Here is a 24,280-nt window from a genome sequence, read left to right on the forward strand (position 1 = left end):
CACTCGCACCGGTCCCGCCACGTGTCCTGCGCCACAGTGGCGAATGCCAACTCCCTGAATACCGGGACATCTCATGATCAACGCTCACTCGAGAGGCTGAAAAACGTCCGGACGTGCCTTCGAGTTGGCTGTGATGCAGTAGTAGGCTCACGCCGCCGTTTGTTGAATCCGATGGTTGACGCCATGTGTTGACGCTGTGAGTTGACGCCACGCGTCGCAAAGGAGGACCTCCGCGACGGGTGGAGGCCGAACTGGGGGAGGCCATGCGCTTTCGCGGGAAGTCCATCCGCCGGAAGATCGTGGCGTTGTTGCTGGTGCCGCTCGTGTCCCTCACCGGTCTCTGGGGCTTCGCGACGGTACTCACCGGCCGCGAGGCCGACCAACTCCTCGACGTCGGCTACATCGTCGAGAAGGTCGGCTACCCCATCGAGGACACCGCGCGCGTCATCCAGAAGGAACGCCGCCAGTCCCTGATCTATCTGGCCGATCCACGTGCCTCCGACTCCCTCACCACCCTGCGGGAGCAGCGCGAGGCCACCGACCGTCAGATCGCCCTCATCCGGCGGAACGCAGCGGACTCCGGCGTACAGGAGGAGATGCGGCCCCTCGCCTCGCAGCGACTCGAATCGCTCCTGACGGCGCTGGACGGCCTCGACGCGCTGCGCCGCTCCGTGGAGAACCGCAGCATCGGCCGTATGCAGGCCCTCGACTTCTACAACCGCCTGGTCGACCCCTGCTACAGCTTCCTCATGAGCCTCCACGCGCTCGAGAACGTGGAGATGGACAAGCAGGGCCGCGCCCTCGTCGGCGTCACCCGCGGCCGTGAAGCGCTCTCCCGCGAGGACGCACTGATCGTCTCCGCACTCATCTCCGAGCGCGTCACGGCGCAGGAGCTCCGCGCGATCAGCGATCTCATCGCCCAGCGCAAGCAGTTCTACGAGGTGAACCTCGAACTCCTGCCCACGGTCGAGCGCGAGAAGTTCGAGCGGTACTGGGGCAGTCCCGACACCGAGCCGCTGCGCCGCGCCGAAGAGGACCTGATCGCCGCCGGTCCCGCCAAGAACCCGCGCGCCATCACCGCGGAGCGCTGGGAGGAGCGGGCGAACCCCGTCCTGGAGGACCTGGCGCGGGAGAACACCGCCGCGGGCGACCGCTACCAGGAACGTGTCCAGCCCGCCGCCTACAGCGTGCTGCTCAAGGCAGGCATCGCCGGTGTCCTCGGCTTCCTCGCCCTGCTCGTCTCCGTCGTCGTGTCCGTACGCATCGGCCGCGAACTCGTCCGCGACCTGCGCCGGCTGCGCAAGGAGGCCCAGGAGGTCTCCGGCGTACGCCTGCCCAGCGTCATGCGCCGCCTCGCCGCCGGCGAACACGTCGATGTCGAGACCGAGGTGCCGCAGCTGCGGTACGAGCAGGACGAGGTCGGCCAGGTCGGTCAGGCCCTCAACACCCTCCAGCGCGCCGCCGTCGAGGCCGCCGTGAAGCAGGCCGACATGCGCCGCGGCGTCGCCGAGGTCTTCGTCAACCTCGCGCGCCGCAACCAGGTGCTGCTGCACCGCCAGCTCACCCTCCTCGACACCATGGAACGGCGCACCGAGGACACCGAGGAACTGGCCGACCTGTTCCGGCTCGACCACATGACCACGCGCATGCGCCGTCACGCCGAGGGCCTGGTGATCCTCTCCGGGGCCGCCCCCTCCCGCCAGTGGCGCAAGCCCGTCCAGCTGATGGATGTCGTCCGCGCGGCGGTAGCCGAGGTCGAGGACTACGAGCGCATCGAGGTGCGCCGCCTGCCCCGCCTCGGCGTGGGCGGTCCCGCCGTCGCCGACCTCACCCACCTCATCGCGGAACTCCTGGAGAACGCCACGGTGTTCTCGCCCCCGCACACCGCCGTTCAGGTGCTGGGCGAACGGGTCGCCAACGGCTTCACCCTGGAGATCCACGACCGCGGCCTCGGCATGAACCCCGACGCCCTGCTCGACGCGAACCTCCGGCTGGCCGAGACCCCCGAGTTCGAGCTCTCCGACACCGACCGCCTCGGCCTCTTCGTGGTCAGCCGGCTCGCCCAGCGCCAGAACGTCCGCGTCTCGCTGCAGCCTTCGCCGTACGGGGGGACCACCGCGGTCGTCTTCATCCCGGCCGTGCTGCTCACCGACGCGCCCGAGACACAGGGCGCCGGCTTCCGCCTGGACCGCAAGAGCCTCGACCGTGCGCTCGCGGACCGCGAGAACGGCGAGCAGCCGGGGCGGCGTCCCGCCCTCACCAAGGTGCAGGGCGGCGCGCCACGGGCCACCGGGGCGACGCGCTCCGCTGCCTCCTCACTCCTGGACGGCCCGCTCGACGGGCCCGTCGAGCTCGAACCGCCCCTCGGGACCTCCGGCTTCGAGGAACTGCTCGACCCGTCCGCGGCGGACCTGGAGGACACCGAGAGCGAGCGCGGTGGCCTCTTCCGGCCGCGGGACCACCGCCGCGGCCTCACCTCGGCCCCGGGTGCCGAGCAGCATCAGCAGACCCCGGACCAGACGCCGGAGCCGCCGTACGACCGGACGTCCCAGCGTGGCCCCGTGCCGCTGCCCCGACGCCGTCCGCCCACGCTCGTCGTCGACCACGGCCGCAGGATCGACGAGCCGGGCCGCGCCCACCCCGCGGCCGCCCAGGAGCCCACGGGCCCGAAGGGAACACCGCGCACGCTGGTACCCGTACCCCCGGCCGGTCCCGTACCCCCGGCCGGTCCCGTACCGCCGGTGGCTCCCGTGCCGCCGATCGGTCCCGTGGCGTCCAACGGCCAGGTACCGCCGAACGGTGCCGTACCGTCCGACGGCCCCGCGCCGTTCGGCGGACTGCCCCGCCGGGTCCGTCAGGCGAGCCTCGCGCGCCAGCTTCGCGAGACGGGCGGACGCGACGACGGCAAGACCTCCGCCGGCACCACCGCCTCCGCCGGCTCGGACTTCGAGCGCGACGCAGAGGAAGTGCGCAGCCGCATGGCGTCCATGCAGCGCGGCTGGCAGCGCGGACGAGAGCAGAACGCCGAACCACCAGCACCAGGAACGACACCCGAGGGGGACGGTCGATGACCGCACCGAACGCCGCAGCAACCAACACCTCCGGAAACGCCAACGGCGAGCTGAACTGGCTCCTCGACGAGCTGGTCCAGCGGGTCGGATCCATCCGCAAGGCTCTGGTGCTCTCCAGCGACGGACTCTCCACCGGCGCCTCCGCGGACCTGACCCGCGAGGACGGCGAGCATCTCGCCGCCGTCGCCTCCGGCTTCCACAGCCTCGCCAAGGGTGTCGGCCGCCACTTCGAGGCGGGCAAGGTCCGCCAGACCGTCGTGGAGCTGGAGGAGGCGTTCCTCTTCGTCACGGCGGCCGGTGACGGCAGCTGCCTCGCCGTTCTCGCGGACGCCGACTCGGACGTCGGCCAGGTCGCCTACGAGATGACACTGATGGTCAAGCGGGTCGGCGTCCACCTCGGGACGGCCCCGCGCTCCGGACCGTCCGCCGGAGGGTGAGTGGGGGACACCATGACTGACGGCACGACCGACGGCACGATCGACGCGGCACCGCAGGAGCGCGCGCAGGCCCCGGCCCACCACTGGTTCGACGACGAGGCCGGGCCGGTGGTCCGTCCGTACGCGATGACCCGCGGCCGGACCAGCGCCGCGACCCGTCACCGCCTCGACCTGATCGCCGTGGTGGTGCCCGAGCCCGCCGCGGACGATCCCGGCCGCGACCAGACGCTCTCCCCGGAACACGTGGAGATCGTCGAGCGCTGTTCGGACGCACCGCAGTCGATCGCCGAACTCGCCGCCGGACTCGACCTCCCCGTCGGGGTCGTCCGGGTCCTCGTCGGCGATCTCGTCGAGGACGAACTCGTCCATGTGACCCGCCCCGTTCCGCCGGCCGAGCTGCCGGACGTGAGCATTCTCCGCGAGGTGATCAATGGCCTTCGGGCGCTCTAGCCACAAGAAGCCCCTTGTCGAACCGGTGACGCTGAAGATCCTGGTCGCGGGCGGCTTCGGGGTGGGCAAGACGACGCTGGTCGGCGCCGTCAGCGAGATCAAGCCGTTGCGGACCGAGGAGGTCCTGAGCGAGGCCGGCCGGCCCGTCGATGATCTGCACGGGGTCGAGAGCAAGTCGACCACCACGGTGGCGATGGACTTCGGGCGGATCACCCTCCGCGAGGACCTGGTCCTCTATCTCTTCGGCACGCCCGGCCAGGACCGCTTCTGGTTCCTCTGGGACGAGCTCGCGCAGGGTGCGCTCGGGGCGGTCGTCCTGGCGGACACCCGTCGCCTGGAGGAGAGCTTCGCGGCGATCGACTACTTCGAGCGGCGCGGCATCCCGTTCACGGTGGCGGTCAACTGCTTCGAAGGCGCCCAGCGGTTCCCGGCCGAGAGCGTGCGCGGGGCGCTCGACCTCGACCCCGAGGTCGAGCTGCTGATGTGCGACGCGCGCGACCGGGAGTCAGTGAAGAACATCCTCGTGGCCGTCGTCGAGCACGCCCTGGTCCTGGCGGACCAGGGCGTCACGCCCGTCGCCACCTGACACGGGCTGGCGGTGGCGTCGGCACACCGTGGCATCGGCGCACGTGGCGTCAGCGCGCCCTTCCGCCGGCGTACGTCGGCCTCAGCGCAGCTCGGCTTCGGCGCTGCTCGGCCTCAGCGCAGCTCGGCTTCCGCGTTGCTCTGCCTCAGCGCCGCTCGGCCGAGGCGCGCGTGGGCGTCAGCGCACCGCCACCACCGCCGACCCGTGCCCGAACAGCCCCTGGTTCGCGGTGATCCCGGCCCGCGCGCCGTCCACCTGACGGCCGCCGGCCGTGCCTCGCAGTTGCCAGGTGAGCTCGCAGACCTGCGCGATGGCCTGGGCGGGCACGGCCTCGCCGAAGGACCCCAGGCCCCCGCTGGTGTTGACCGGGACGCGGCCACCGAGCGCCGTGACCCCCTCCCGTACCAGCTTCGCGCCCTCACCGGGCGCGCACAGACCGATGTCCTCGTACCACTCCAACTCCAACGCGGTGGACAGGTCGTACACCTCCGCCAGCGACAGGTCCTCGGGCCCGATCCCCGCCTCCTCGTACGCGGCCCGCGCGATCGACGCCCGGAAGCCGTCCGGTGAGGGGGAGACCGCCACGGCCGAGTCGGTCGCGATGTCCGGCAGGTCGAGGACCGCCTTGGGGTACGTCGGTGTGACGGTGGAGACCGCCCGGATACGGACGGGGTCCGGCTGCCCGTGCCGGCGGGCGAACTCCATGCTGGAGAGCACCAGGGCCGCGCCCCCGTCCGAGGTCGCGCAGATGTCGAGCAGCCGGAGCGGATCGGCGACGACGGCCGAGGCGGCCACCTCCTCGGCACTCACCGCCTTGCGGTAGCGGGCGAGCGGGTTGAGCGCGCCCGCCGCCGCGTTCTTCACCTTGACCTGGGCGAAGTCGTCCACCGTGTCCCCGTACAGGGCCATGCGGCGCCGTGCGTAGAGCCCGAAGTACGCGGGGTTGGTCGCCCCGAGGACCCGGAAACGCAGCCAGTCGGGATCGTCGGGCCGCTCCCCGCCCGCCGGGGCGAAGAAGCCCTTGGGCGCCGAGTCCGCGCCGACGACCAGCACCACGTCCGCAAGTCCGGCGAGGATCTGGGCCCGCGCGGTGCCGACGGCCTGTGCCCCGGAGGCGCAGGCCGCGTACACACTGGTGACGCGCGCCCCCTGCCAGCCCAGCGCCTGGGCGAAGGTCGCCCCCGCCACGTACCCGGGATACCCGCACCGCATGGTGTCGGCGCCGACCACCGAACCGACGTCCCGCCAGCCCAGCCCGGCGTCCGCGAGCGCGGCGCGGGCCGCCGCGGTCCCGTACTCGACGAAGCTGCGACCCCACTTGCCCCAGGGGTGCATCCCGGCCCCCAGTACGGCGATGTCGTTCATGACCGGTCCTCCGCCATGTGCGCGTGCACCGGCTTCCAGTGCCAGGTGGTCCAGGTGTGCGCGCCGTCCTCGTTGAGGACTCCCGGCACCACCTCGACCTCCATGCCGACGGCGAGGTCCGCGGTCCGCACTCCGGGCGCCGCCTGCCCGAGCACCACCATCGCCTCGGCCTCCAGCTCCACCGCGACCAGGGTGTACGGGTCCCAGGGCGCGTCCGGATCGGAGACGTAGGGCGCGGGCGGGCGGTAGCGGCCGTCGGTGTACGACCAGACGCGGCCGCGTCGGGAGAGCGGGGTCTCGACGAGCTCGCCGCCGCCCGGACAGCCGGGATTGCGGCACCAGGAGTCCTCGCGGGGGAAGAAGACCGAGGAGCAGGCCGTACAGCGGGTGCCGAGCAGCCGGAAGTCACCGCCCTCCCCGCTGTCGTCCGTGAACCATCCGGCCACCACCGGTCTGCGCGTCCGTGCCACGAAGGCCCTCCCCGACTCCGGGATCCCATGAATCTGACGAAGCGTCAGAATTCTGCCATGGATGCCGCGCGCTGAGAACCGTACGGGCCCTTCTCGCGTCCCTACGTACGGAACGGGCGGCCGGGACCCACGGGGGTGGTCCCGACCGCCCGTCCTCCGCTGGAGATCAGTGACCGGCCACCGACCTCCGTGCCACGGGGAAGTCGAAGAACGTGCTCGGGAACGGCTCCGGCTTGAACGTGAAGTGCCACCACTCCTCGGGCAGGTTCACGAACCCCTGCTCCGCCAGCGTCCCCTTCAGGAGCTGCCGATTGGCCCGCTGCGCACCCTGTATCCGTGGATCATCGGTGTGCGACAGCGTGTCGAAGCAGTCGAAGCCCGTCCCCATGTCGACGGAGTTGTCCGGGAAGCGCCGGTCCTGCGGGGCGTAGCACTCGACCAGCTTCTCGCCCGGCACGTAGGGGCGGGTGGGCGCCGCCGGCAGCTTCACGATCGTCAGATCGACCGTCGAGCCGCGACTGTGCCCGGACTTCTCCGCGATGTAACCGTCCGCGAACAGCCTCGACTTGTCGACCAAGGGATAGAACTCCTTCTTCATCCCCTCGTCCTGGAGATCCTTCGCCCAGCGCACGAAGTGGTCGACCGCCCGCTGCGGCCGGTAGCAGTCGTAGACCTTCAGCGAGTAGCCCCGTGCGAGCAGCTTCACCTGGGCGCGGTGCAGCGCCTCGGCGGCCGGACGGGTCAGGATGCACAGGGGCTGGCGGTAGCCGTCGACCTTCTCGCCCACGAAGTTGTGCACCGTGGTGTAGCGCATCTCCTGAATGATCGTCCGGTCCACCGAGCTCAGCGCCACGAACTCCTTCGGAGCCTTCGGCTCCGGCCTGGCCTGCGCGGACGGTACGGCGGCGGTGGCGGCGAGCAGAGCGGCGGACGCCAGCACACCGGCGGTACGGAATACGGAAGCAAGTCCTCTCATGTGCACCGTCTATCAGTTCCGCGGGGCACGGGAAAGAGTGATCGCATACGGTCCTGTCGTGAAGGACTCCTACTGCTCCAGCTGCGGCGCCCGTTACGCCGAGACCGTCGACTGGCCCCGCACCTGCGCCTCCTGCGGCTCGGTCGCCTACCGCAACCCGTTGCCCGTCGCCATCGCCCTGCTCCCCGCAACGGACGTGCGGGGAACGGGACTTGTCGTCATCACACGCACCATCGAACCCGCCAGGGGCGAAGTCGCGCTCCCCGGCGGCTTCATCGACCACGCCGAGGACTGGCGCGACGCCGTCGTCCGCGAGCTGCGTGAGGAGACGGGGATCGAGGCGCCGACGGGGGACGTGCGGCTCGCCGACGCACTCAGCTCCCCGGCCGGACACCTCCTCCTCTTCGGCCTGCTCCCGCCCCGCCCGGCCGCCGAACTGCCGCTCTCCGCCCCCACCGACGAGACCACCGGATGGCACCTGCTCCACGCCCCGGCGGAACTCGCCTTCCCTCTCCACACGGAGGCGGTACGACGCTGGTTCGCGGGGAGGTACACCTACGGAGCCTGAGCACGATCAGCGCGGGAGTCCCCGGGATACAGAGCAATCCCGAGGACTCCCGAGGAACCCCGAGACTGTCGAGGGTCCTGAGGAAGTCACCCCTCCAGGCCCCGCACCCGCACGGGCAGCGCCACCTCCTCCGAACCCCCGTCCGTCACCCTCTCCACCACCACCCGGCCGTCCACGAGCCGCGACGCGTACCGCTCGATCTCGGCCTTCTCCCAGCCGTCCCCGGCGTCCCGTACGACGAGCCCACCGCCCGTACGTCCGGCCGCCGGCGCCCACACCTCCAGCTCGAGACCCCCGTCCGCACCCCGCACGGGAATCACCGCCCCCGCACGCGCGAGCACCGGGATACGGGACAGGGGCGCGTCGAGGAGGACCTGCCCCGGCCCCTCGTACGCGCGCCCCGTCGCCATGTCGTACCAGCGCCCGCGCGGCAGGCGCACCGCGCGCCGGTCCGCGCCCCGGGCGAGGACCGGCGCCACCAGCAGCGCGTCGCCCACCAGGAACGCGTCCTCGCAGTCCCGCAGCGCACGGTCCTCCGGAGCGCCCCACCACACCGGCCTGACGTACGGCGCGCCGGTCAGTCGGGCGAGCTGGGCGAGGGTGACGAAGTACGGGCGCATCCGCTCCCGCTCGACGAGCGCCACGCGCGCGTGCTCCAGGACCTCGGCACCGAACTCCCACGGCTCGCGGCGCCCCGCGTCGATCGCCGCGTGCGTACGGAACAGCGGCAGCCACGCCCCCAGCTGGAACCACCGCAGGAACAGCTCGGGCGACGGACTCCCGTCGAACCCGCCGACGTCCGGCCCCGAGTACGGCACCCCGCACAGTCCGAGCCCCAGCACCAGCGACAGGGACGCCCGCAGCCCCGGCCAACCGGTCGACACGTCACCGGACCAGGTTCCGCCGTACCGCTGCATCCCGGCCCAGCCGGAGCGCGAGAAGAGGAACGGCCGCTCGTCCGGGCGCAGCCGGCGCAGCCCGTCGTACCCGGCCCTCGCCATCGTCAGCCCGTACACGTTGTGTGCCTCGCGATGGTCGCCACCCCGCCCGTCGAGGGCGTGCCGGGACGAGCGCGGCAGCGTCTGGTCCCCGAAGGGGGAGAAGGAGACCGGCTCGTTCATGTCGTGCCAGATCCCGGAGAAGCCCTGCGCGAGCCGCTCCTCGTACAGGCCGCCCCACCACTCCCGTACCGCCGGATCGGTGAAGTCCGGGTAGGCGCACTCACCCGGCCAGACCACCCCGTGCACCTCGTTCCCCCGCCCGTCGCGGACGAACGCGCCGGCCGCGGAGCCACTGTCGTAGACCGCGTTCCCCGGCTCCGCCTTCACCGCCGGGTCCACGATCGACACCAGCCGCACCCCCTGCTCCCGCAGCTCGCCCGCGAGCCCCGGCAGATCGGGGAACCGCTCGCGGTCCACCGTGAACACCTGGTGCGCGTCGTAGTGGTCGATGTCCAGATGCAGCACCGACAGCGGAAGCCCCCGCTCGCGGTAGCCGTCAACCACCCGACGCACCTCCTTCTCGCTGCCGAACCCCCAGCGGGCGTGCTGGGGACCCAGCGCCCAGGACGGCGGCAGCGCCGGGGCGCCCGTCAGGGCCGCCCAGCCGTGCAGCACGCGCGCGGGGGTGCCGACCACGACCCAGCAGCGCAGCGGCCCGCCGCCCATCCGGACCTCGCTCGTCCCGGGCCGGTCGTGGCCGGAGCCCGCGCCCTCCTCACCTTCGGTGAGGGTGACGCGGCCGTCCCAGGAGTTGTCGTGGAACGCCAGATGCGTGCCCGCGTCCGAGACGACGACCTGCACCGGCATCGTGATGTACAGCGGATCGTCGCCGGGGGAGAACCTCCCCTTGGGGTCGGTGTTCCACAGCCGGTACGAGCCGTCGCGCAGCCGCGGCCCCGACGCCCGCCCGCCGAGCCCGAAGAACCGGGCGTCCGCGGGCACCTCGCTGCGCTGCACCCAGCGAGCTGTCCCACCCGAGACCGGCTCCCACCAGCGCGGCGGAAGATCCCGGCGCAGCATCACACCACCGGGTGTACGGATCTCCACCGCCCCGTGCCGGGACACCGCGACCGTCACCCGCTCCGAAACCACCCTCCAGCCGCCGTCGGTGTCCGGTTCCAGCTCGGCCCGCTGGTCCGGCTCGGGCGGCTCACCGGCCAACGCGTACGACGGGAGAGGCTCCGCCCCGTCCCAGCCCCAGAAGACCGTGCCCCCGGCCGACACACCGATCCGCAGCTCGGAACGGGCGAACCGGACGATTCCCCCGCCCGGCAGCGGCTCCGCCTCGCCCACCGGACCCGGCACCCGGGCCCGCTCCGTCCCTCTCGGCGGCAACCCCCACGCATCCGTACGACGCTGCCGCCACGCCGAACGCACCGCCCGCAACCCCTGCACCGATCCGAACACCCTCACCGAACGCACCAGCTCACGACCGTCCATGCAGCTCACCCTGCCATTCGGCGGGGCCCGGGCGCGGTTCGTTCAACTGCCGTTCACCCGTGGTGGGAGCACATATTCAGACGTCCGACCATGGGCGGGGAACCCTGGTGCGAAAGACGATCACATGGCATCGTCCCTGTCAGCCGCGTCACGCGCACACCCCAGCCCGTGCGCGCGACACACGCAGACCCGCGTACGCCCAGGGAGAGCCGCCGCATGACATCAGCGCACACCGAGCCGCTCTGGCAGCCGGACGAGGAACGCATCGCCGCAGCAGCGGTCACCCGCTTCCAGTCCTGGGCCGCCGAGCGCCACGGAGCCCCGGCCGAGGGTGGATACCCGGCCCTGCACCGCTGGTCGGTCGACGAGCTGGAGTCGTTCTGGCAGGCCGTCGCCGAGTGGTTCGACATCCGCTTCTCCACCCCGTACGAGCGCGTCCTCGGCGACCGCTCGATGCCCGGCGCCGAGTGGTTCCCGGGAGCCACCCTCAACTACGCCGAGCACGCCCTGCGCGCCGCCGCCGAGCGACCCCACGACCCGGCCCTGCTCCATGTGGACGAGACACATGAGCCGCGCCCGATCTCCTGGGCCGAGCTGCGCCGCCAGGTCGGCTCGCTCGCCGCCGAACTCCGCGCCCTGGGCGTCCGTCCCGGCGACCGCGTCAGCGGGTACCTCCCGAACATCCCGGAGGCCGTCACGGCCCTCCTCGCCACGGCCGCCGTCGGCGCGGTGTGGACCTCCTGTGCGCCCGACTTCGGCGCACGCAGCGTCCTGGACCGCTTCCAGCAGGTGGAGCCGGTCGTCCTGTTCACCGTCGACGGCTACCGCTACGGCGGCAAGGAGCACGACCGCCGCGAGACGGTCGCGGAGCTGCGCGCGGAACTGCCCACCCTCCGCGCCGTGATCCACATCCCGCTTCTCGGCACCGAGCCCCCCGAGGGAGCGCTCGCCTGGTCGGACCTGACCTCCGCCGACGTGGAGCCGGTCTTCGAGCAGGTGCCGTTCTCCCACCCGCTGTGGGTGCTGTACTCCTCGGGTACGACGGGCCTGCCCAAGGCGATCGTGCAGTCCCAGGGCGGCATCCTCGTCGAGCACTTCAAGCAGCTCGGCCTGCACTGCGACCTGGGCCCCGAGGACGTGTTCTTCTGGTACACCTCCACCGGCTGGATGATGTGGAACTTCCTCGTCTCCGGCCTGCTCACCGGCACGACCGTCGTCATCTACGACGGCAGCCCGGGCTACCCCGACACCGGCGCCCAGTGGCGCGTCGCCGAACGGACCGGTGCGACGCTGTACGGCACCTCCGCCGCGTACGTCATGGCCTGCGCCAAGGCGGACGTCCACCCGGCGCGGGACTTCGACCTCTCGGCGATCAAGTGCGTCGCGACCACCGGCTCCCCGCTCCCGCCCGACGGCTTCCGCTGGCTGCACGACGAGGTCGGGGAAGACCTGTGGATCGCCTCGGTCAGCGGCGGCACGGACGTCTGCTCCTGCTTCGCGGGAGCGGTACCGACCCTCCCCGTCCACATCGGCGAGCTGCAGGCCGCCGGCCTCGGCACGGACCTGCAGGCCTGGGACCCCTCCGGCAAGCCGCTGATCGGCGAGGTCGGCGAACTCGTCGTCACCAACCCGATGCCGTCCATGCCCATCCACTTCTGGAACGACCCGGACGGCAGCCGCTACCGCGACAGCTACTTCGAGATGTTCCCCGGCGTCTGGCGTCACGGCGACTGGATCACCATCTCGGACCACGGCTCGGTCGTCATCCACGGACGCTCCGACTCCACCCTGAACCGCCAGGGCGTACGCATGGGCAGCGCCGACATCTACGAGGCCGTCGAACGGCTCCCGGAGATCCGCGAATCCCTCGTCATCGGCCTCGAAGAGCCGGACGGCGGCTACTGGATGCCGCTCTTCGTCCACCTCGCGGAGGGCGCGACCCTGGACGAGGCGCTGATCAAGCGCATCAAGCAGACGATCCGCACCGAACTCTCCCCGCGCCACGTCCCCGACGACATCATCGAGGTCCCCGGCGTCCCCCACACCCTCACGGGCAAGCGCATCGAGGTTCCCGTCAAGCGCCTCCTCCAGGGCACCCCGATGTCCAAGGCGGTCAACCCGGGCTCGGTCGACAACCTCGACCTGCTCGGCTTCTACGAGAAGCTGGCGCGCGACCGGGCGAAGTGAGTCATGCCGTAGGGGGTGGGAAGTTCCCGGGTGGTCCCGGGCAGTCCCACCCCCTGCGGGAGAGCGCCCTTAGCCTCCGTACGTCGCCTGCGCCTCGCCGAGCACCTCTGCGAAGTCCGAGGCCAACCGCCCCGCCTCCGCCACCCCCAGCGTCGCCGTCGTGATCCGCACCGCCGTCGGCGTCGCGATACGGAACCGCGCCCCGGCCGCGACCCACCACCCCCGCGTCCGCAAGCCGTTGACCACGGCCGACTCGTCCCGCACCGGCACCCACACGTTCAGCCCGCTCGACCCGACCGCCGCGATCCGGTGGTCCGCCAGCGCGTCGATCAGCGCCGCGCGCCGCGACGTGTACGCCGCCTCGCCGGCCGCCACCAGCCGCGCCACCGATCGGTCCGTGAGCAGCCCGGCCACGGTCTCCTGCAGGACGTGACTGACCCAGCCGGACGTCATCAGCATCCGCCCGTCGTGCCGCGCCAGCGTCGACGCGTCACAGGCGAGCCCGGCCCACCTGAGGTCGATCCCCAGGTGCTTGGACGCGGTCCGCACCTGCGCCCACCGCTCCGGACCGGCCGCGGCCAGCGTGAAGGCCGGCGCCCCCGCGATGTCGGCGTTGTGGTCGTCCTCGACGACGAGGACCGTCGGGAACTCCCTGAGTACCGCCACCAGTTCGTCCCGCCGCGCCTCGGTGAAGTACGCACCCGTCGGGCACTGCCCCCGTGGGCTGCACACCACGGCCCGGGCCCCGGCGCGCAGCGCGGTCCGCAGGGCGTCGGGCACCAGGCCCTCGCCGTCCACGGCGACCGGCACCATCCGCAGCCCCAAGGCCGGTACCAGGTCCAGCAGATGGTGGAACCCGGGATCTTCGACCGCCACCGCGTCCCCCGGCCGCAGCTCCGTGGAGAGCAGGCGGGCGATGCAGTCCAGCGCACCGTGCGCGAACGTCACATGGTCCGTCGGCACCCCGTCCCGCTCGAACCAGGCTCGGGTGAGCTCCTCCAGGGCCGACAACCGTGGCGCCGCACGGTGGGATCCGTACACCGGTGGCACCACGGCGGGCGGCCGCAGTTCCGGCATGAACGCGGGGTCGGGATGGCCGCCCGCCAGATCCACCAGACCGGCGGGGACCCGTGGCGGCCGCCGCGATGCCACCGACGGCACCTCCGCGACCACGGTCCCGCCCCGCCCGCGCGTCATCACGACGCCCCGCTGCCGCAGTTCCTTGTAGGCGGTGGCGACTGTGCCCGGGCTGACACCGAGCTCGTCCGCGAGCCGGCGCACCGGAGGCAGCGCGTCCCCCGGCCCGAGCCCGCCCTCGGCCACGGCCTGTTCAACGGACGCGGCAATCCCCTTGGCCGTCGTCCCGACAATCGAATATTGTGTTGCCACGTACTGAACTATGTATCAATACAAAGCTCAGGTCAAGGGGGATACCGAGTGAACCGCCGAACTCCGTGGCACAGCACCGTCCTCAACCGCATTCCCGGCGGCCGCGACGGCCGCCGGATGCTCGTCGTCAGCATCATCGACAAGACCGGCACCGGCCTGTGGGCCGGCTGCACCGTCCTCTACCTCACCTATGTCTCGGGCCTCGGCCTCGGCCAGGTCGGCCTCCTCATGACGATCTCCGGCGGCGTCGGCATCGCCGGCGCCCCGCTCGCCGGACGCCTCGCCGACCGCTTCCCCCTCGTCCGCGTCATCGTCGGCGCCCAACTCATGCGCGCCGCCGCCCTCCTCGCCCTCCTGAGCACCGACAACTTCCTTCTGCTCACGCTCTACTCCGCCCTCGGCGCCCTCCCCGACCGCGCCGGCAGCGTCCTCATCAAGCTGTACGCGGCCCGCCTCGCCGGACCCGATCGCGTCCGCTACCAGGCCATCCAGCGCACCACCGTCAACATCGGCTGGTCCATCGGCGGCCTCGGCGCCGCCGCCGCGCTCGCCACCGGCAGCACCCACGCCTACGCCCTGCTCCTCGTCGGCAACGTCCTCTCCTACCTCGTCATCGCCGTCCTCACCCTGCGCTGCGCCGAACCCCCGGCCCCGTCCCGCATCGCCGCCGCTTCCGAGACGGCAGGCGACCGAACGGCCGCCACACCCATCACCCCGTGGCGCGACCGCACCTTCCTCGCCTACACGGCCACCGACGCCGCCCTCTTCCTCGACGACACGATCCTCCAGGTCGCCATCCCTCTCTGGATCGTCCACGCCACCGCGGCACCCGTCGGCCTCGCCCCGCTGCTGCTGGTCCTCAACACCGTCCTGGTCGTCATCTTCCAAGTCCCGCTCGCCCGCTTCGGCGCCACCGCCGAAGCCGCCCGACGGCTCCTCGTCCCGCTCGCCGCCCTCTTCGTCGTCGGCACCCTCGCCCTCGCCGCCTCCGCGGCCGGCGGACGAGCCCTCGCCATCACGGCCCTCGTCGTCGCCGTCATCGCCCTCACCTTCGCCGAGATCGTCCACGCGACCTCCTCCTGGGAACTCTCCGTCGCCCTGGCCCCCGCCGAAGCACAGGGCGCCTACCTCGGCGCCCACGGACTCGCCCAATCCACCCAGCGATTCGCCGGCCCGCTCCTCGTCACCGGTGTCATGACCGCCGGCGCGCTCGCCTGGCCCCTCCTCGGGCTCGGCCTCGTCGCCGCTGGCGCGGCGCAGCACCGTCTGATCCGCGACCGGATCGGCAAGCCGTCACTGTCAGTGGCGCCGGTTACGGTGAGTGAGCACTGATCGACAGCGCTCAGGGGGAGACATGACACGACCCGGCACCACCACATCCCTGCGCCGCGCCCTGCGCCGCGAAGTCCCCAGCACCGTCGGCCTCCTCGCCGACGAGGACGACTTCACCGCCATGCGCCGGTACGACACCTTCGCCTTCGACGACCACCCGGCCTACCTCCGCCAGATCGAGGGCCTGCTCAAGGCCCTCGCCGGCCAGGGCGGGCACACCACCGTCGCCCTCTTCGACCCCGAGGAGTACGCGCAGTACTGCGACGACACCGGTCTCGACCCCGACCGCCCCGCCAGCCGCAGCCGCTTCACCGCCGAACTGGCCGCCACTGGAGCCCGCATCCCCTACACCGGCCAGCCCATGACCACTCTGGTCCCCACCCTCATCGACGCAGCCGTCCGACGTGCCACCTGGGAGTACGCCGCCATGCTCCTCACCGACACCGGCGACTGCGCCGACTGCGGACAGGACATCGGCCGCGCCGCCTTCGACCGGGCCTCCCACCTGCTCATGCGACTCCTCGAAGCCGCTGGACCCGGCACCCACCATCTCGTCTGCAGCGTCCCAGCCGCGGACGAACAACTTCTCGCGGTGCTCCATGCCACCCGCGACCACGACGGCCCCGCCCAGATCGACAGCGGCGCCGGAGCCGAATTCGCCACTGTCCTCGCCGCCGGCATCGCACACGACAGCCCCGGGGGAGTGGTCCTGCGCACCACGAGGCCCGGAGCACGCGACAGCCTCCACGGCTGGCGCCTCACCCAGGGCACCCTGCACCCCCTCACCGAAGCCGAGGTGTTCAGCGCCTACTGCACCGACGCCCACACCGGAGACCCGCTCCCGCCCGAACCCCACGTCGATTACCGCGCCGGCTTCCCCGTCACCCCCGAGGACGACGACTGGCCCACCCACCACTGACGCCGAAGGGGCTCCCCGCCACACCTGTGACGGGAAGCCCCTTCAACAACCACGACGTACCGGGATCACTCCCCGGACAGCACCGCCTGCGCGGCCACCCGGGCCTCCTCGGCCGTGTCCGCCGCGCGTGCCGCGGCCGCGGCACGCTCACACTGCGCCAGCGTGTACTTCGCGAGCGTCGCCCGCACATAGGGGATCGACGCGGCACCCATCGACAGAGAGGTGACACCCAGACCCGTCAGCACACAGGCCAGCAGCGGATCCGAAGCGGCCTCACCACAGACACCACAGCTCTTGCCCTCGGCCTTGGCCGCCTCGGCGGACAGCGCCACGAGGTCGAGCAGAGCCGGCTGCCACGGATCCTGCAGCCGCGACACGGCTCCGACCTGACGGTCGGCGGCGAAGGTGTACTGCGCCAGGTCGTTGGTGCCCAGCGACAGGAACTCCACCTCCTGCAGGATCGAACGCGCCCGCAGAGCGGCGGAGGGAATCTCCACCATCGCGCCGAACTTCGCCCGCAGCCCCGCCTCACGGCACGCATCGGCGAAGGCCTTCGCGTCCGTACGGTCGGCCACCATCGGCGCCATGACCTCGAGGTACACCGGCAGACCCTCGACGGCCTTCGCCAGCGCAGTCAGCTGCGTCCGCAGCACGTCCGGGTGGTCGAGCAGCGAACGCAGACCCCGCACACCCAGCGCCGGGTTCGGCTCGTCCGCCGGCGTCAGGAAGTCGAGCGGCTTGTCCGCACCGGCATCCAGCACCCGCACGACCACACGACCCTCGGGGAACGCCTCGAGCACCTTGCGGTACGCCTCGATCTGCTTCTCCTCCGACGGAGCCTTCTTGCTGTCGTCCAGGAAGAGGAACTCCGTACGGAACAGACCGACGCCCTCGGCCCCCGCCTCCACCGCGGCCGGAACATCAGCCGGACCACCGACATTGGCCAGCAGCGGCACCTTGTGCCCGTCGGAGGTCGCGCCCGGACCACTGGACGCGGCGAGCGCGGCCTTGCGCTCGGCGGCGGCCGCAGTCATCCGCTCCTTACGCTCCTCGGTCGGGTCCACGAAGATCTCGCCGGTGGAACCGTCCACCGCGATGACCGTGCCCTCGCCGATCTCACCGGCACCCGGCAGAGCCACCACGGCCGGCACACCCAGCGCCCGCGCGAGAATCGCGCTGTGGCTGGTCGGCCCACCCTCCTCGGTCACGAACCCGAGGACGAGCGTCGGGTCGAGCAGCGCCGTGTCCGCAGGAGCCAGGTCCCGCGCGATCAGCACGTACGGCTCGTCACTGTCGGGCACGCCCGGCATCGGAACGCCCAGCAGGCGCGCGACGATACGGTTCCGCACGTCGTCGAGGTCCGCGACACGTCCGGCCATGTACTCACCCGCGCCCGCGAGCAGCTCGCGGTAGTGGGAGAAGGCGTCGTAGATACCGCGCTCCGCCGTGCTGCCGACCGCGATCCGGCGGTCGACGTCGGCGATGAGCTCCGGGTCCTGGGCGATCATCGCCTGGGCTTCCAGCACATGCTGTGCCTCGCCCCCGGCCAGATTGCCACGCGCAATGAGGTCGGCAGCCACAGCTTCCACGGCCTGACGGGCGCGCCCCTGTTCGCGCTCCGCCTCCTCGGCGGGAATCTGCTTGGCCGGCGGCTCCAGAACCGCCGTACCCATGTGCCGGACCTCGCCGATCGCCACTCCGTGGCTGACGCCGACGCCTCGCAGCGTTGTCTCCATCTCACCCGTCTCCGATAGAGCGGCGGCATCGTGCCGCCGCGATGAATGTCGAACTCGTGGTCGTCACGAGGACGACGGCCTCAGTTCCAGCTGAAGAGCTGGTCGTCGGCCTTCACGTCGCCGCTGTCGACGACATCGGAGAGAGAGTCGGCGGTGGCCTCCAGGGCCACCACGGGGCAGATGGGGGACTTGCCCGCGGCCTCGACCTCGGCCGGGTTCCAACGGACGACGGCCTGTCCCCGCGTCACGGTGTCCCCCTTGTTCACGAGCAGCTCGAAGCCCTGCCCATTGAGCTGAACGGTGTCGATCCCGAGGTGGGTCAGAACACCGTGGCCCTCGCCGTCGACGACGACGAACGCGTGCGGGTGCAGAGACACAATGACGCCGTCGACCGGAGACACGGCCTCCGACGGCTCACGTACGGGGTCGATGGCGGTGCCGGGTCCGACCATCGCGCCGGAGAAGACGGGGTCGGGTACTGCGGCGAGACCGATGGCGCGTCCAGCAAGTGGCGACGTCACGGTTGTCATGGGAAGCCTCCCAGGGGCGGAGATTGTGTGGCGCCGTCACTACCTGTCCTGGACGGCGTACTGTTCAGCAGCGTATGTCATACGAAGTCCTAGTTCCGCACGAGACGTACCAGTTGGCGGACCTAGGGGCTAGCCGGAAACGATTTGCCTCTACTGACGGTGGGATGTACTGTCGTACTCCTGCTTGACCCCAACGCGACTTTGAGTCGTGGGTCGGCAGCACCTATCAAGCCAGATCCTAACCCCAGTGGTCTACACCTCTGCATGCCTGCGGAGGGGTGGTCAGGGGGAGCGGAAAAGCCTGGTAGTGTTTGACCTCGCCGCAAGGGAAAGCGCGAAAAGCGAATTCCTAAAACGGCAAGCCCGCTCCAGCGGGTGGCAGAAACGGAAATCGGATCTGCTAAGCTGGAAACACGAAAGACCGAAGGGAAAAGCCCGGAGGAAAGCCCGAGAGGGTGAGTACAAAGGAAGCGTCCGTTCCTTGAGAACTCAACAGCGTGCCAAAAATCAACGCCAGATTAGTTGATACCCCGTCCATCTTCGGATGGCGAGGTTCCTTTGAAAGTCCTGCCGGCCCTTGTGGCGGGTAGGCAACAACACAGCGAGGACGCTGTGAACGACTGGTCCTATTCCGACCGGTCGTTCCGCTCTCGTGGTGTGCACCCGATTACGGGTAAACATTCACGGAGAGTTTGATCCTGGCTCAGGACGAACGCTGGCGGCGTGCTTAACACATGCAAGTCGAACGATGAAGCCCTTCGGGGTGGATTAGTGGCGAACGGGTGAGTAACACGTGGGCAATCTGCCCTTCACTCTGGGACAAGCCCTGGAAACGGGGTCTAATACCGGATAACACCGGCTTCCGCATGGGAGCTGGTTGAAAGCTCCGGCGGTGAAGGATGAGCCCGCGGCCTATCAGCTTGTTGGTGGGGTAATGGCCCACCAAGGCGACGACGGGTAGCCGGCCTGAGAGGGCGACCGGCCACACTGGGACTGAGACACGGCCCAGACTCCTACGGGAGGCAGCAGTGGGGAATATTGCACAATGGGCGAAAGCCTGATGCAGCGACGCCGCGTGAGGGATGACGGCCTTCGGGTTGTAAACCTCTTTCAGCAGGGAAGAAGCGAAAGTGACGGTACCTGCAGAAGAAGCGCCGGCTAACTACGTGCCAGCAGCCGCGGTAATACGTAGGGCGCAAGCGTTGTCCGGAATTATTGGGCGTAAAGAGCTCGTAGGCGGCTTGTCACGTCGGGTGTGAAAGCCCGGGGCTTAACCCCGGGTCTGCATCCGATACGGGCAGGCTAGAGTGTGGTAGGGGAGATCGGAATTCCTGGTGTAGCGGTGAAATGCGCAGATATCAGGAGGAACACCGGTGGCGAAGGCGGATCTCTGGGCCATTACTGACGCTGAGGAGCGAAAGCGTGGGGAGCGAACAGGATTAGATACCCTGGTAGTCCACGCCGTAAACGTTGGGAACTAGGTGTTGGCGACATTCCACGTCGTCGGTGCCGCAGCTAACGCATTAAGTTCCCCGCCTGGGGAGTACGGCCGCAAGGCTAAAACTCAAAGGAATTGACGGGGGCCCGCACAAGCAGCGGAGCATGTGGCTTAATTCGACGCAACGCGAAGAACCTTACCAAGGCTTGACATATACCGGAAAGCATTAGAGATAGTGCCCCCCTTGTGGTCGGTATACAGGTGGTGCATGGCTGTCGTCAGCTCGTGTCGTGAGATGTTGGGTTAAGTCCCGCAACGAGCGCAACCCTTGTCCTGTGTTGCCAGCATGCCCTTCGGGGTGATGGGGACTCACAGGAGACCGCCGGGGTCAACTCGGAGGAAGGTGGGGACGACGTCAAGTCATCATGCCCCTTATGTCTTGGGCTGCACACGTGCTACAATGGCCGGTACAAAGAGCTGCGATGCCGCGAGGCGGAGCGAATCTCAAAAAGCCGGTCTCAGTTCGGATTGGGGTCTGCAACTCGACCCCATGAAGTCGGAGTTGCTAGTAATCGCAGATCAGCATTGCTGCGGTGAATACGTTCCCGGGCCTTGTACACACCGCCCGTCACGTCACGAAAGTCGGTAACACCCGAAGCCGGTGGCCCAACCCCTTGTGGGAGGGAGCTGTCGAAGGTGGGACTGGCGATTGGGACGAAGTCGTAACAAGGTAGCCGTACCGGAAGGTGCGGCTGGATCACCTCCTTTCTAAGGAGCACAGTACCGATTGCAGGCAAACGTTCTGCACGGTCAGCTCATGGGTGGAACGTTGATTAGTTGGCGTGAGTGAACTCGATGGTTCTTCCAGTACTGCTTCGGCGTGGAAAGAGGGACACGGAGGGTGGCTCACGCTTGGCACGTTGTTGGGTATCTGAGGGTACGGCCGTAAGGTTTGTATCTTCGCGATGCCGGCCCCAGTGAACTCGCCTGTTTGTGGCGGGGTGATGGGTGGCTGGTCGTTGCTTGAGAACTACACAGTGGACGCGAGCATCTGTGGCCAAGTTTTTAAGGGCGCACGGTGGATGCCTTGGCACCAGGAACCGATGAAGGACGTGGGAGGCCACGATAGTCCCCGGGGAGCCGTCAACCAGGCTTTGATCCGGGGGTTTCCGAATGGGGAAACCCGGCAGTCGTCATGGGCTGTCACCCATGCCTGAACACATAGGGCATGTGGAGGGAACGAGGGGAAGTGAAACATCTCAGTACCCTCAGGAAGAGAAAACAACCGTGATTCCGGGAGTAGTGGCGAGCGAAACCGGATGAGGCCAAACCGTATGCGTGTGATACCCGGCAGGGGTTGCGCATACGGGGTTGTGGGATCTCTTTTTCACAGTCTGCCGGCTGTGAGACGAGTCAGAAACCGTTGATGTAGGCGAAGGACATGCGAAAGGTCCGGCGTAGAGGGTAAGACCCCCGTAGCTGAAACATTGACGGCTCGTTTAAGAGACACCCAAGTAGCACGGGGCCCGAGAAATCCCGTGTGAATCTGGCGGGACCACCCGCTAAGCCTAAATATTCCCTGGTGACCGATAGCGGATAGTACCGTGAGGGAATGGTGAAAAGTACCGCGGGAGCGGAGTGAAATAGTACCTGAAACCGTGTGCCTACAAGCCGTGGGAGCGTCGCTCATTGGGTTTACCCAATGGGTCGTGACTGCGTGCCTTTTGAAGAATGAGCCTGCGAGTTTGCGGTGTGTTGCGAGGTTAACCCGTGTGGGGAAGCCGTAGCGAAAGCGAGTCCGAATAGGGCGATTCAGTAGCACGCTCAAGACCCGAAGCGGAGTGATCTAGCCATGGGCAGGTTGAAGCGGAGGTAAGACTTCGTGGAGGACCGAACCCACCAGGGTTGAAAACCTGGGGGATGACCTGTGGTTAGGGGTGAAAGGCCAATCAAACTCCGTGATAGCTGGTTCTCCCCGAAATGCATTTAGGTGCAGCGTCGTGTGTTTCTTGCCGGAGGTAGAGCACTGGATAGGCGATGGGCCCTACCGGGTTACTGACCTTAGCCAAACTCCGAATGCCGGTAAGTGAGAGCACGGCAGTGAGACTGTGGGGGATAAGCTCCATGGTCGAGAGGGAAACAGCCCAGAGCATCGACTAAGGCCCCTAAGCGTACGCTAAGTGGGAAAGGATGTGGAGTCGCAGAGACAACCAGGAGGTTGGCTTAGAAGCAGCCACCCTTGAAAGAGTGCGTAATAGCTCACTGGTCAAGTGATTCCGCGCCGACAATGTAGCGGGGCTCAAGCGTACCGCCGAAGTCGTGTCATTGCAGCAATAAGCCCCAACGGGTGCTGTGATGGGTAGGGGAGCGTCGTGTGCCGGGTGAAGCAGCCGCGGAAGCGAGTTGTGGACGGTTCACGAGTGAGAATGCAGGCATGAGTAGCGATACACACGTGAGAAACGTGTGCGCCGATTGACTAAGGGTTCCTGGGTCAAGCTGATCTGCCCAGGGTAAGTCGGGACCTAAGGCGAGGCCGACAGGCGTAGTCGATGGACAACCGGTTGATATTCCGGTACCCGCTTTGAAACGCCCAATATCGAGCCCATTAATGCTAAGCCCGTGAAGCCGTTCCGGACCCTTCGGGGAAAGGAAAGTGGTGGAGCCGGCGAACCAAGGTGGTAGTAGGTAAGCGATGGGGTGACGCAGGAAGGTAGTCCAGCCCGGGCGGTGGTTGTCCCGGGGTAAGGGTGTAGGCCGTGTGGTAGGCAAATCCGTCACACATTAAGGCTGAGACCTGATGCCGAGCCGATTGTGGTGAAGTGGATGATCCTATGCTGTCGAGAAAAGCCTCTAGCGAGTTTCATGGCGGCCCGTACCCTAAACCGACTCAGGTGGTCAGGTAGAGAATACCGAGGCGTTCGGGTGAACTATGGTTAAGGAACTCGGCAAAATGCCCCCGTAACTTCGGGAGAAGGGGGGCCATCACTGGTGATCGGATTTACTCCGTGAGCTGGGGGTGGCCGCAGAGACCAGCGAGAAGCGACTGTTTACTAAAAACACAGGTCCGTGCGAAGCCGTAAGGCGATGTATACGGACTGACGCCTGCCCGGTGCTGGAACGTTAAGGGGACCGGTTAGTGACCTTTCGGGGTTGCGAAGCTGAGAACTTAAGCGCCAGTAAACGGCGGTGGTAACTATAACCATCCTAAGGTAGCGAAATTCCTTGTCGGGTAAGTTCCGACCTGCACGAATGGCGTAACGACTTCTCGACTGTCTCAACCATAGGCCCGGTGAAATTGCACTACGAGTAAAGATGCTCGTTTCGCGCAGCAGGACGGAAAGACCCCGGGACCTTTACTACAGTTTGATATTGGTGTTCGGTTCGGCTTGTGTAGGATAGGTGGGAGACTTTGAAGCCGTGACGCCAGTCATGGTGGAGTCGCCGTTGAAATACCACTCTGGTCGTGCTGGATGTCTAACCTCGGTCCGTGATCCGGATCAGGGACAGTGTCTGATGGGTAGTTTAACTGGGGCGGTTGCCTCCCAAAGGGTAACGGAGGCGCCCAAAGGTTCCCTCAGCCTGGTTGGCAATCAGGTGTTGAGTGTAAGTGCACAAGGGAGCTTGACTGTGAGACCGACGGGTCGAGCAGGGACGAAAGTCGGGACTAGTGATCCGGCGGTGGCTTGTGGAAGCGCCGTCGCTCAACGGATAAAAGGTACCCCGGGGATAACAGGCTGATCTTCCCCAAGAGTCCATATCGACGGGATGGTTTGGCACCTCGATGTCGGCTCGTCGCATCCTGGGGCTGGAGTCGGTCCCAAGGGTTGGGCTGTTCGCCCATTAAAGCGGTACGCGAGCTGGGTTTAGAACGTCGTGAGACAGTTCGGTCCCTATCCGCTGCGCGCGTAGGAATATTGAGAAGGGCTGTCCCTAGTACGAGAGGACCGGGACGGACGAACCTCTGGTGTGCCAGTTGTCCTGCCAAGGGCATGGCTGGTTGGCTACGTTCGGGAGGGATAACCGCTGAAAGCATCTAAGCGGGAAGCCTGCTTCGAGATGAGTATTCCCACCTCCTTGAGAGGGTAAGGCTCCCAGTAGACGACTGGGTTGATAGGCCGGATGTGGAAGCCCAGTAATGGGTGGAGCTGACCGGTACTAATAGGCCGAGGGCTTGTCCTCAGTTGCTCGCGTCCACTGTGTTAGTTCTGAAGTAACGAACACGCCCCCCACTTGGTCGGGGCGCGGCGGTTCAACTTCATAGTGTTTCGGTGGTCATAGCGTTAGGGAAACGCCCGGTTACATTCCGAACCCGGAAGCTAAGCCTTTCAGCGCCGATGGTACTGCAGGGGGGACCCTGTGGGAGAGTAGGACGCCGCCGAACAATC

General features: G+C 68.4%; 15 protein-coding genes and 3 rRNA genes. 11 read left to right on the forward strand and 7 right to left on the reverse strand.

The genetic code is table 11. From position 1 onward, the window contains the following. The first annotated feature begins 263 nt into the window (after positions 1-263). From ACFC0D_RS23705 to ACFC0D_RS23720, 4 genes are read left to right on the forward strand one after another with little or no spacing between them, the layout of a single operon-like run. Complete coding sequence (locus ACFC0D_RS23705; protein ID WP_376439331.1) at positions 264-3,071, forward strand: nitrate- and nitrite sensing domain-containing protein; 2,808 nt, start codon at positions 264-266, stop codon at positions 3,069-3,071. Further along, positions 3,068-3,508: a roadblock/LC7 domain-containing protein gene (locus ACFC0D_RS23710; protein ID WP_376439289.1), complete on the forward strand. Its 441-nt coding sequence runs from the start codon at positions 3,068-3,070 to the stop codon at positions 3,506-3,508. Before ACFC0D_RS23705 ends, ACFC0D_RS23710 begins: the two co-directional genes overlap by 4 nt. 12 nt (positions 3,509-3,520) lie before the next feature. Then, the gene (locus ACFC0D_RS23715) at positions 3,521-3,958 is read left to right on the forward strand and encodes a DUF742 domain-containing protein (protein ID WP_376439292.1); all 438 of its coding nucleotides are present in this window, start codon (positions 3,521-3,523) and stop codon (positions 3,956-3,958) included. Beyond that, positions 3,939-4,544, forward strand: a complete 606-nt coding sequence (locus ACFC0D_RS23720) for an ATP/GTP-binding protein (RefSeq protein WP_376439295.1) — start codon at positions 3,939-3,941, stop codon at positions 4,542-4,544. Before ACFC0D_RS23715 ends, ACFC0D_RS23720 begins: the two co-directional genes overlap by 20 nt. A 177-nt stretch (positions 4,545-4,721) precedes the next feature. Here ACFC0D_RS23720 and ACFC0D_RS23725 read toward each other — a convergent pair whose 3' ends face one another. The 3 genes from ACFC0D_RS23725 to ACFC0D_RS23735 all read right to left on the reverse strand — a co-directional run bounded on the left by ACFC0D_RS23725 (position 4,722) and on the right by ACFC0D_RS23735 (position 7,355). Then, positions 4,722-5,909 (reverse strand): lipid-transfer protein, encoded by a 1,188-nt coding sequence (locus ACFC0D_RS23725; RefSeq protein ID WP_376439298.1) that lies wholly within the window; start codon positions 5,907-5,909, stop codon positions 4,722-4,724. Further along, positions 5,906-6,379, reverse strand: coding sequence for a Zn-ribbon domain-containing OB-fold protein (locus ACFC0D_RS23730; RefSeq protein ID WP_376439301.1), 474 nt, complete (start codon positions 6,377-6,379; stop codon positions 5,906-5,908). The genes ACFC0D_RS23725 and ACFC0D_RS23730 overlap by 4 nt, the downstream gene beginning before the upstream one ends. 166 nt (positions 6,380-6,545) lie before the next feature. Beyond that, positions 6,546-7,355, reverse strand: a complete 810-nt coding sequence (locus ACFC0D_RS23735) for a M15 family metallopeptidase (RefSeq protein WP_376439304.1) — start codon at positions 7,353-7,355, stop codon at positions 6,546-6,548. On the opposite strand from ACFC0D_RS23735, the gene ACFC0D_RS23740 reads away from it, so the two are divergent. Further along, complete coding sequence (locus ACFC0D_RS23740) at positions 7,354-7,923, forward strand: NUDIX domain-containing protein (RefSeq protein ID WP_376439306.1); 570 nt, start codon at positions 7,354-7,356, stop codon at positions 7,921-7,923. The genes ACFC0D_RS23735 and ACFC0D_RS23740 overlap by 2 nt on opposite strands. 86 nt (positions 7,924-8,009) lie before the next feature. Here ACFC0D_RS23740 and ACFC0D_RS23745 read toward each other — a convergent pair whose 3' ends face one another. Continuing rightward, complete coding sequence (locus ACFC0D_RS23745) at positions 8,010-10,364, reverse strand: glycoside hydrolase family 31 protein (protein ID WP_376439309.1); 2,355 nt, start codon at positions 10,362-10,364, stop codon at positions 8,010-8,012. Between the two features lie 216 nt (positions 10,365-10,580). Between ACFC0D_RS23745 and ACFC0D_RS23750 the strand changes: the two genes are divergently transcribed. After that, positions 10,581-12,551 (forward strand): acetoacetate--CoA ligase, encoded by a 1,971-nt coding sequence (locus tag ACFC0D_RS23750; RefSeq protein ID WP_376439312.1) that lies wholly within the window; start codon positions 10,581-10,583, stop codon positions 12,549-12,551. A 69-nt stretch (positions 12,552-12,620) separates the two neighbouring features. Here ACFC0D_RS23750 and ACFC0D_RS23755 read toward each other — a convergent pair whose 3' ends face one another. Beyond that, the gene (locus ACFC0D_RS23755; protein ID WP_376439315.1) at positions 12,621-13,940 is read right to left on the reverse strand and encodes an aminotransferase class I/II-fold pyridoxal phosphate-dependent enzyme; all 1,320 of its coding nucleotides are present in this window, start codon (positions 13,938-13,940) and stop codon (positions 12,621-12,623) included. A gap of 48 nt (positions 13,941-13,988) precedes the next feature. Here ACFC0D_RS23755 and ACFC0D_RS23760 point away from each other — a divergent pair, with 48 nt between their 5' ends. Beyond that, positions 13,989-15,272: an MFS transporter gene (locus ACFC0D_RS23760; RefSeq protein WP_376439318.1), complete on the forward strand. Its 1,284-nt coding sequence runs from the start codon at positions 13,989-13,991 to the stop codon at positions 15,270-15,272. A gap of 22 nt (positions 15,273-15,294) precedes the next feature. Then, a complete protein-coding gene (locus ACFC0D_RS23765) occupies positions 15,295-16,191 on the forward strand; it encodes a hypothetical protein (RefSeq protein WP_376439320.1) in 897 nt (298 codons plus the stop codon). Positions 16,192-16,256: 65 nt separating this feature from the next. On the opposite strand, the gene ptsP is transcribed toward ACFC0D_RS23765, so the two are convergent. Then, complete coding sequence (gene ptsP, locus ACFC0D_RS23770) at positions 16,257-17,927, reverse strand: phosphoenolpyruvate--protein phosphotransferase (RefSeq protein ID WP_376439323.1); 1,671 nt, start codon at positions 17,925-17,927, stop codon at positions 16,257-16,259. A gap of 80 nt (positions 17,928-18,007) precedes the next feature. Continuing rightward, the gene (locus tag ACFC0D_RS23775) at positions 18,008-18,457 is read right to left on the reverse strand and encodes a PTS glucose transporter subunit IIA (protein ID WP_362372008.1); all 450 of its coding nucleotides are present in this window, start codon (positions 18,455-18,457) and stop codon (positions 18,008-18,010) included. A gap of 680 nt (positions 18,458-19,137) precedes the next feature. On the opposite strand from ACFC0D_RS23775, the gene ACFC0D_RS23780 reads away from it, so the two are divergent. The 3 genes from ACFC0D_RS23780 to rrf all read left to right on the forward strand — a co-directional run bounded on the left by ACFC0D_RS23780 (position 19,138) and on the right by rrf (position 24,276). After that, positions 19,138-20,663 (forward strand): 16S ribosomal RNA (locus ACFC0D_RS23780). 287 nt (positions 20,664-20,950) lie between these two features. Next, a 23S ribosomal RNA gene (locus ACFC0D_RS23785) occupies positions 20,951-24,074 on the forward strand. An 85-nt stretch (positions 24,075-24,159) separates the two neighbouring features. Next, a 5S ribosomal RNA gene (gene rrf, locus ACFC0D_RS23790) occupies positions 24,160-24,276 on the forward strand. Together the 16S, 23S and 5S rRNA genes form the textbook arrangement of a ribosomal RNA operon. The last annotated feature ends 4 nt before the right edge of the window (positions 24,277-24,280 follow it).

The organism is Streptomyces sp. NPDC056222, from assembly GCF_042264065.1.
GTDB lineage: Bacteria > Actinomycetota > Actinomycetes > Streptomycetales > Streptomycetaceae > Streptomyces.

What these genes read in the sequence shown, in the direction of transcription:
- ACFC0D_RS23710 (WP_376439289.1), top strand. Translation starts at nt 3,068, where the DNA reads ATGACCGCACCGAACGCCGCAGCAACCAACACCTCCGGAAACGCCAAC.
- ACFC0D_RS23765 (WP_376439320.1), top strand. Translation starts at nt 15,295, where the DNA reads ATGACACGACCCGGCACCACCACATCCCTGCGCCGCGCCCTGCGCCGC.
- ACFC0D_RS23750 (WP_376439312.1), top strand. Translation starts at nt 10,581, where the DNA reads ATGACATCAGCGCACACCGAGCCGCTCTGGCAGCCGGACGAGGAACGC.
- ACFC0D_RS23735 (WP_376439304.1), bottom strand. Translation starts at nt 7,355, where the DNA reads ATGAGAGGACTTGCTTCCGTATTCCGTACCGCCGGTGTGCTGGCGTCC.
- ACFC0D_RS23740 (WP_376439306.1), top strand. Translation starts at nt 7,354, where the DNA reads ATGTGCACCGTCTATCAGTTCCGCGGGGCACGGGAAAGAGTGATCGCA.
- ACFC0D_RS23775 (WP_362372008.1), bottom strand. Translation starts at nt 18,457, where the DNA reads ATGACAACCGTGACGTCGCCACTTGCTGGACGCGCCATCGGTCTCGCC.
- ACFC0D_RS23745 (WP_376439309.1), bottom strand. Translation starts at nt 10,364, where the DNA reads ATGGACGGTCGTGAGCTGGTGCGTTCGGTGAGGGTGTTCGGATCGGTG.
- ACFC0D_RS23720 (WP_376439295.1), top strand. Translation starts at nt 3,939, where the DNA reads ATGGCCTTCGGGCGCTCTAGCCACAAGAAGCCCCTTGTCGAACCGGTG.
- ACFC0D_RS23725 (WP_376439298.1), bottom strand. Translation starts at nt 5,909, where the DNA reads ATGAACGACATCGCCGTACTGGGGGCCGGGATGCACCCCTGGGGCAAG.
- ACFC0D_RS23705 (WP_376439331.1), top strand. Translation starts at nt 264, where the DNA reads ATGCGCTTTCGCGGGAAGTCCATCCGCCGGAAGATCGTGGCGTTGTTG.
- ACFC0D_RS23715 (WP_376439292.1), top strand. Translation starts at nt 3,521, where the DNA reads ATGACTGACGGCACGACCGACGGCACGATCGACGCGGCACCGCAGGAG.
- ptsP (WP_376439323.1), bottom strand. Translation starts at nt 17,927, where the DNA reads ATGGAGACAACGCTGCGAGGCGTCGGCGTCAGCCACGGAGTGGCGATC.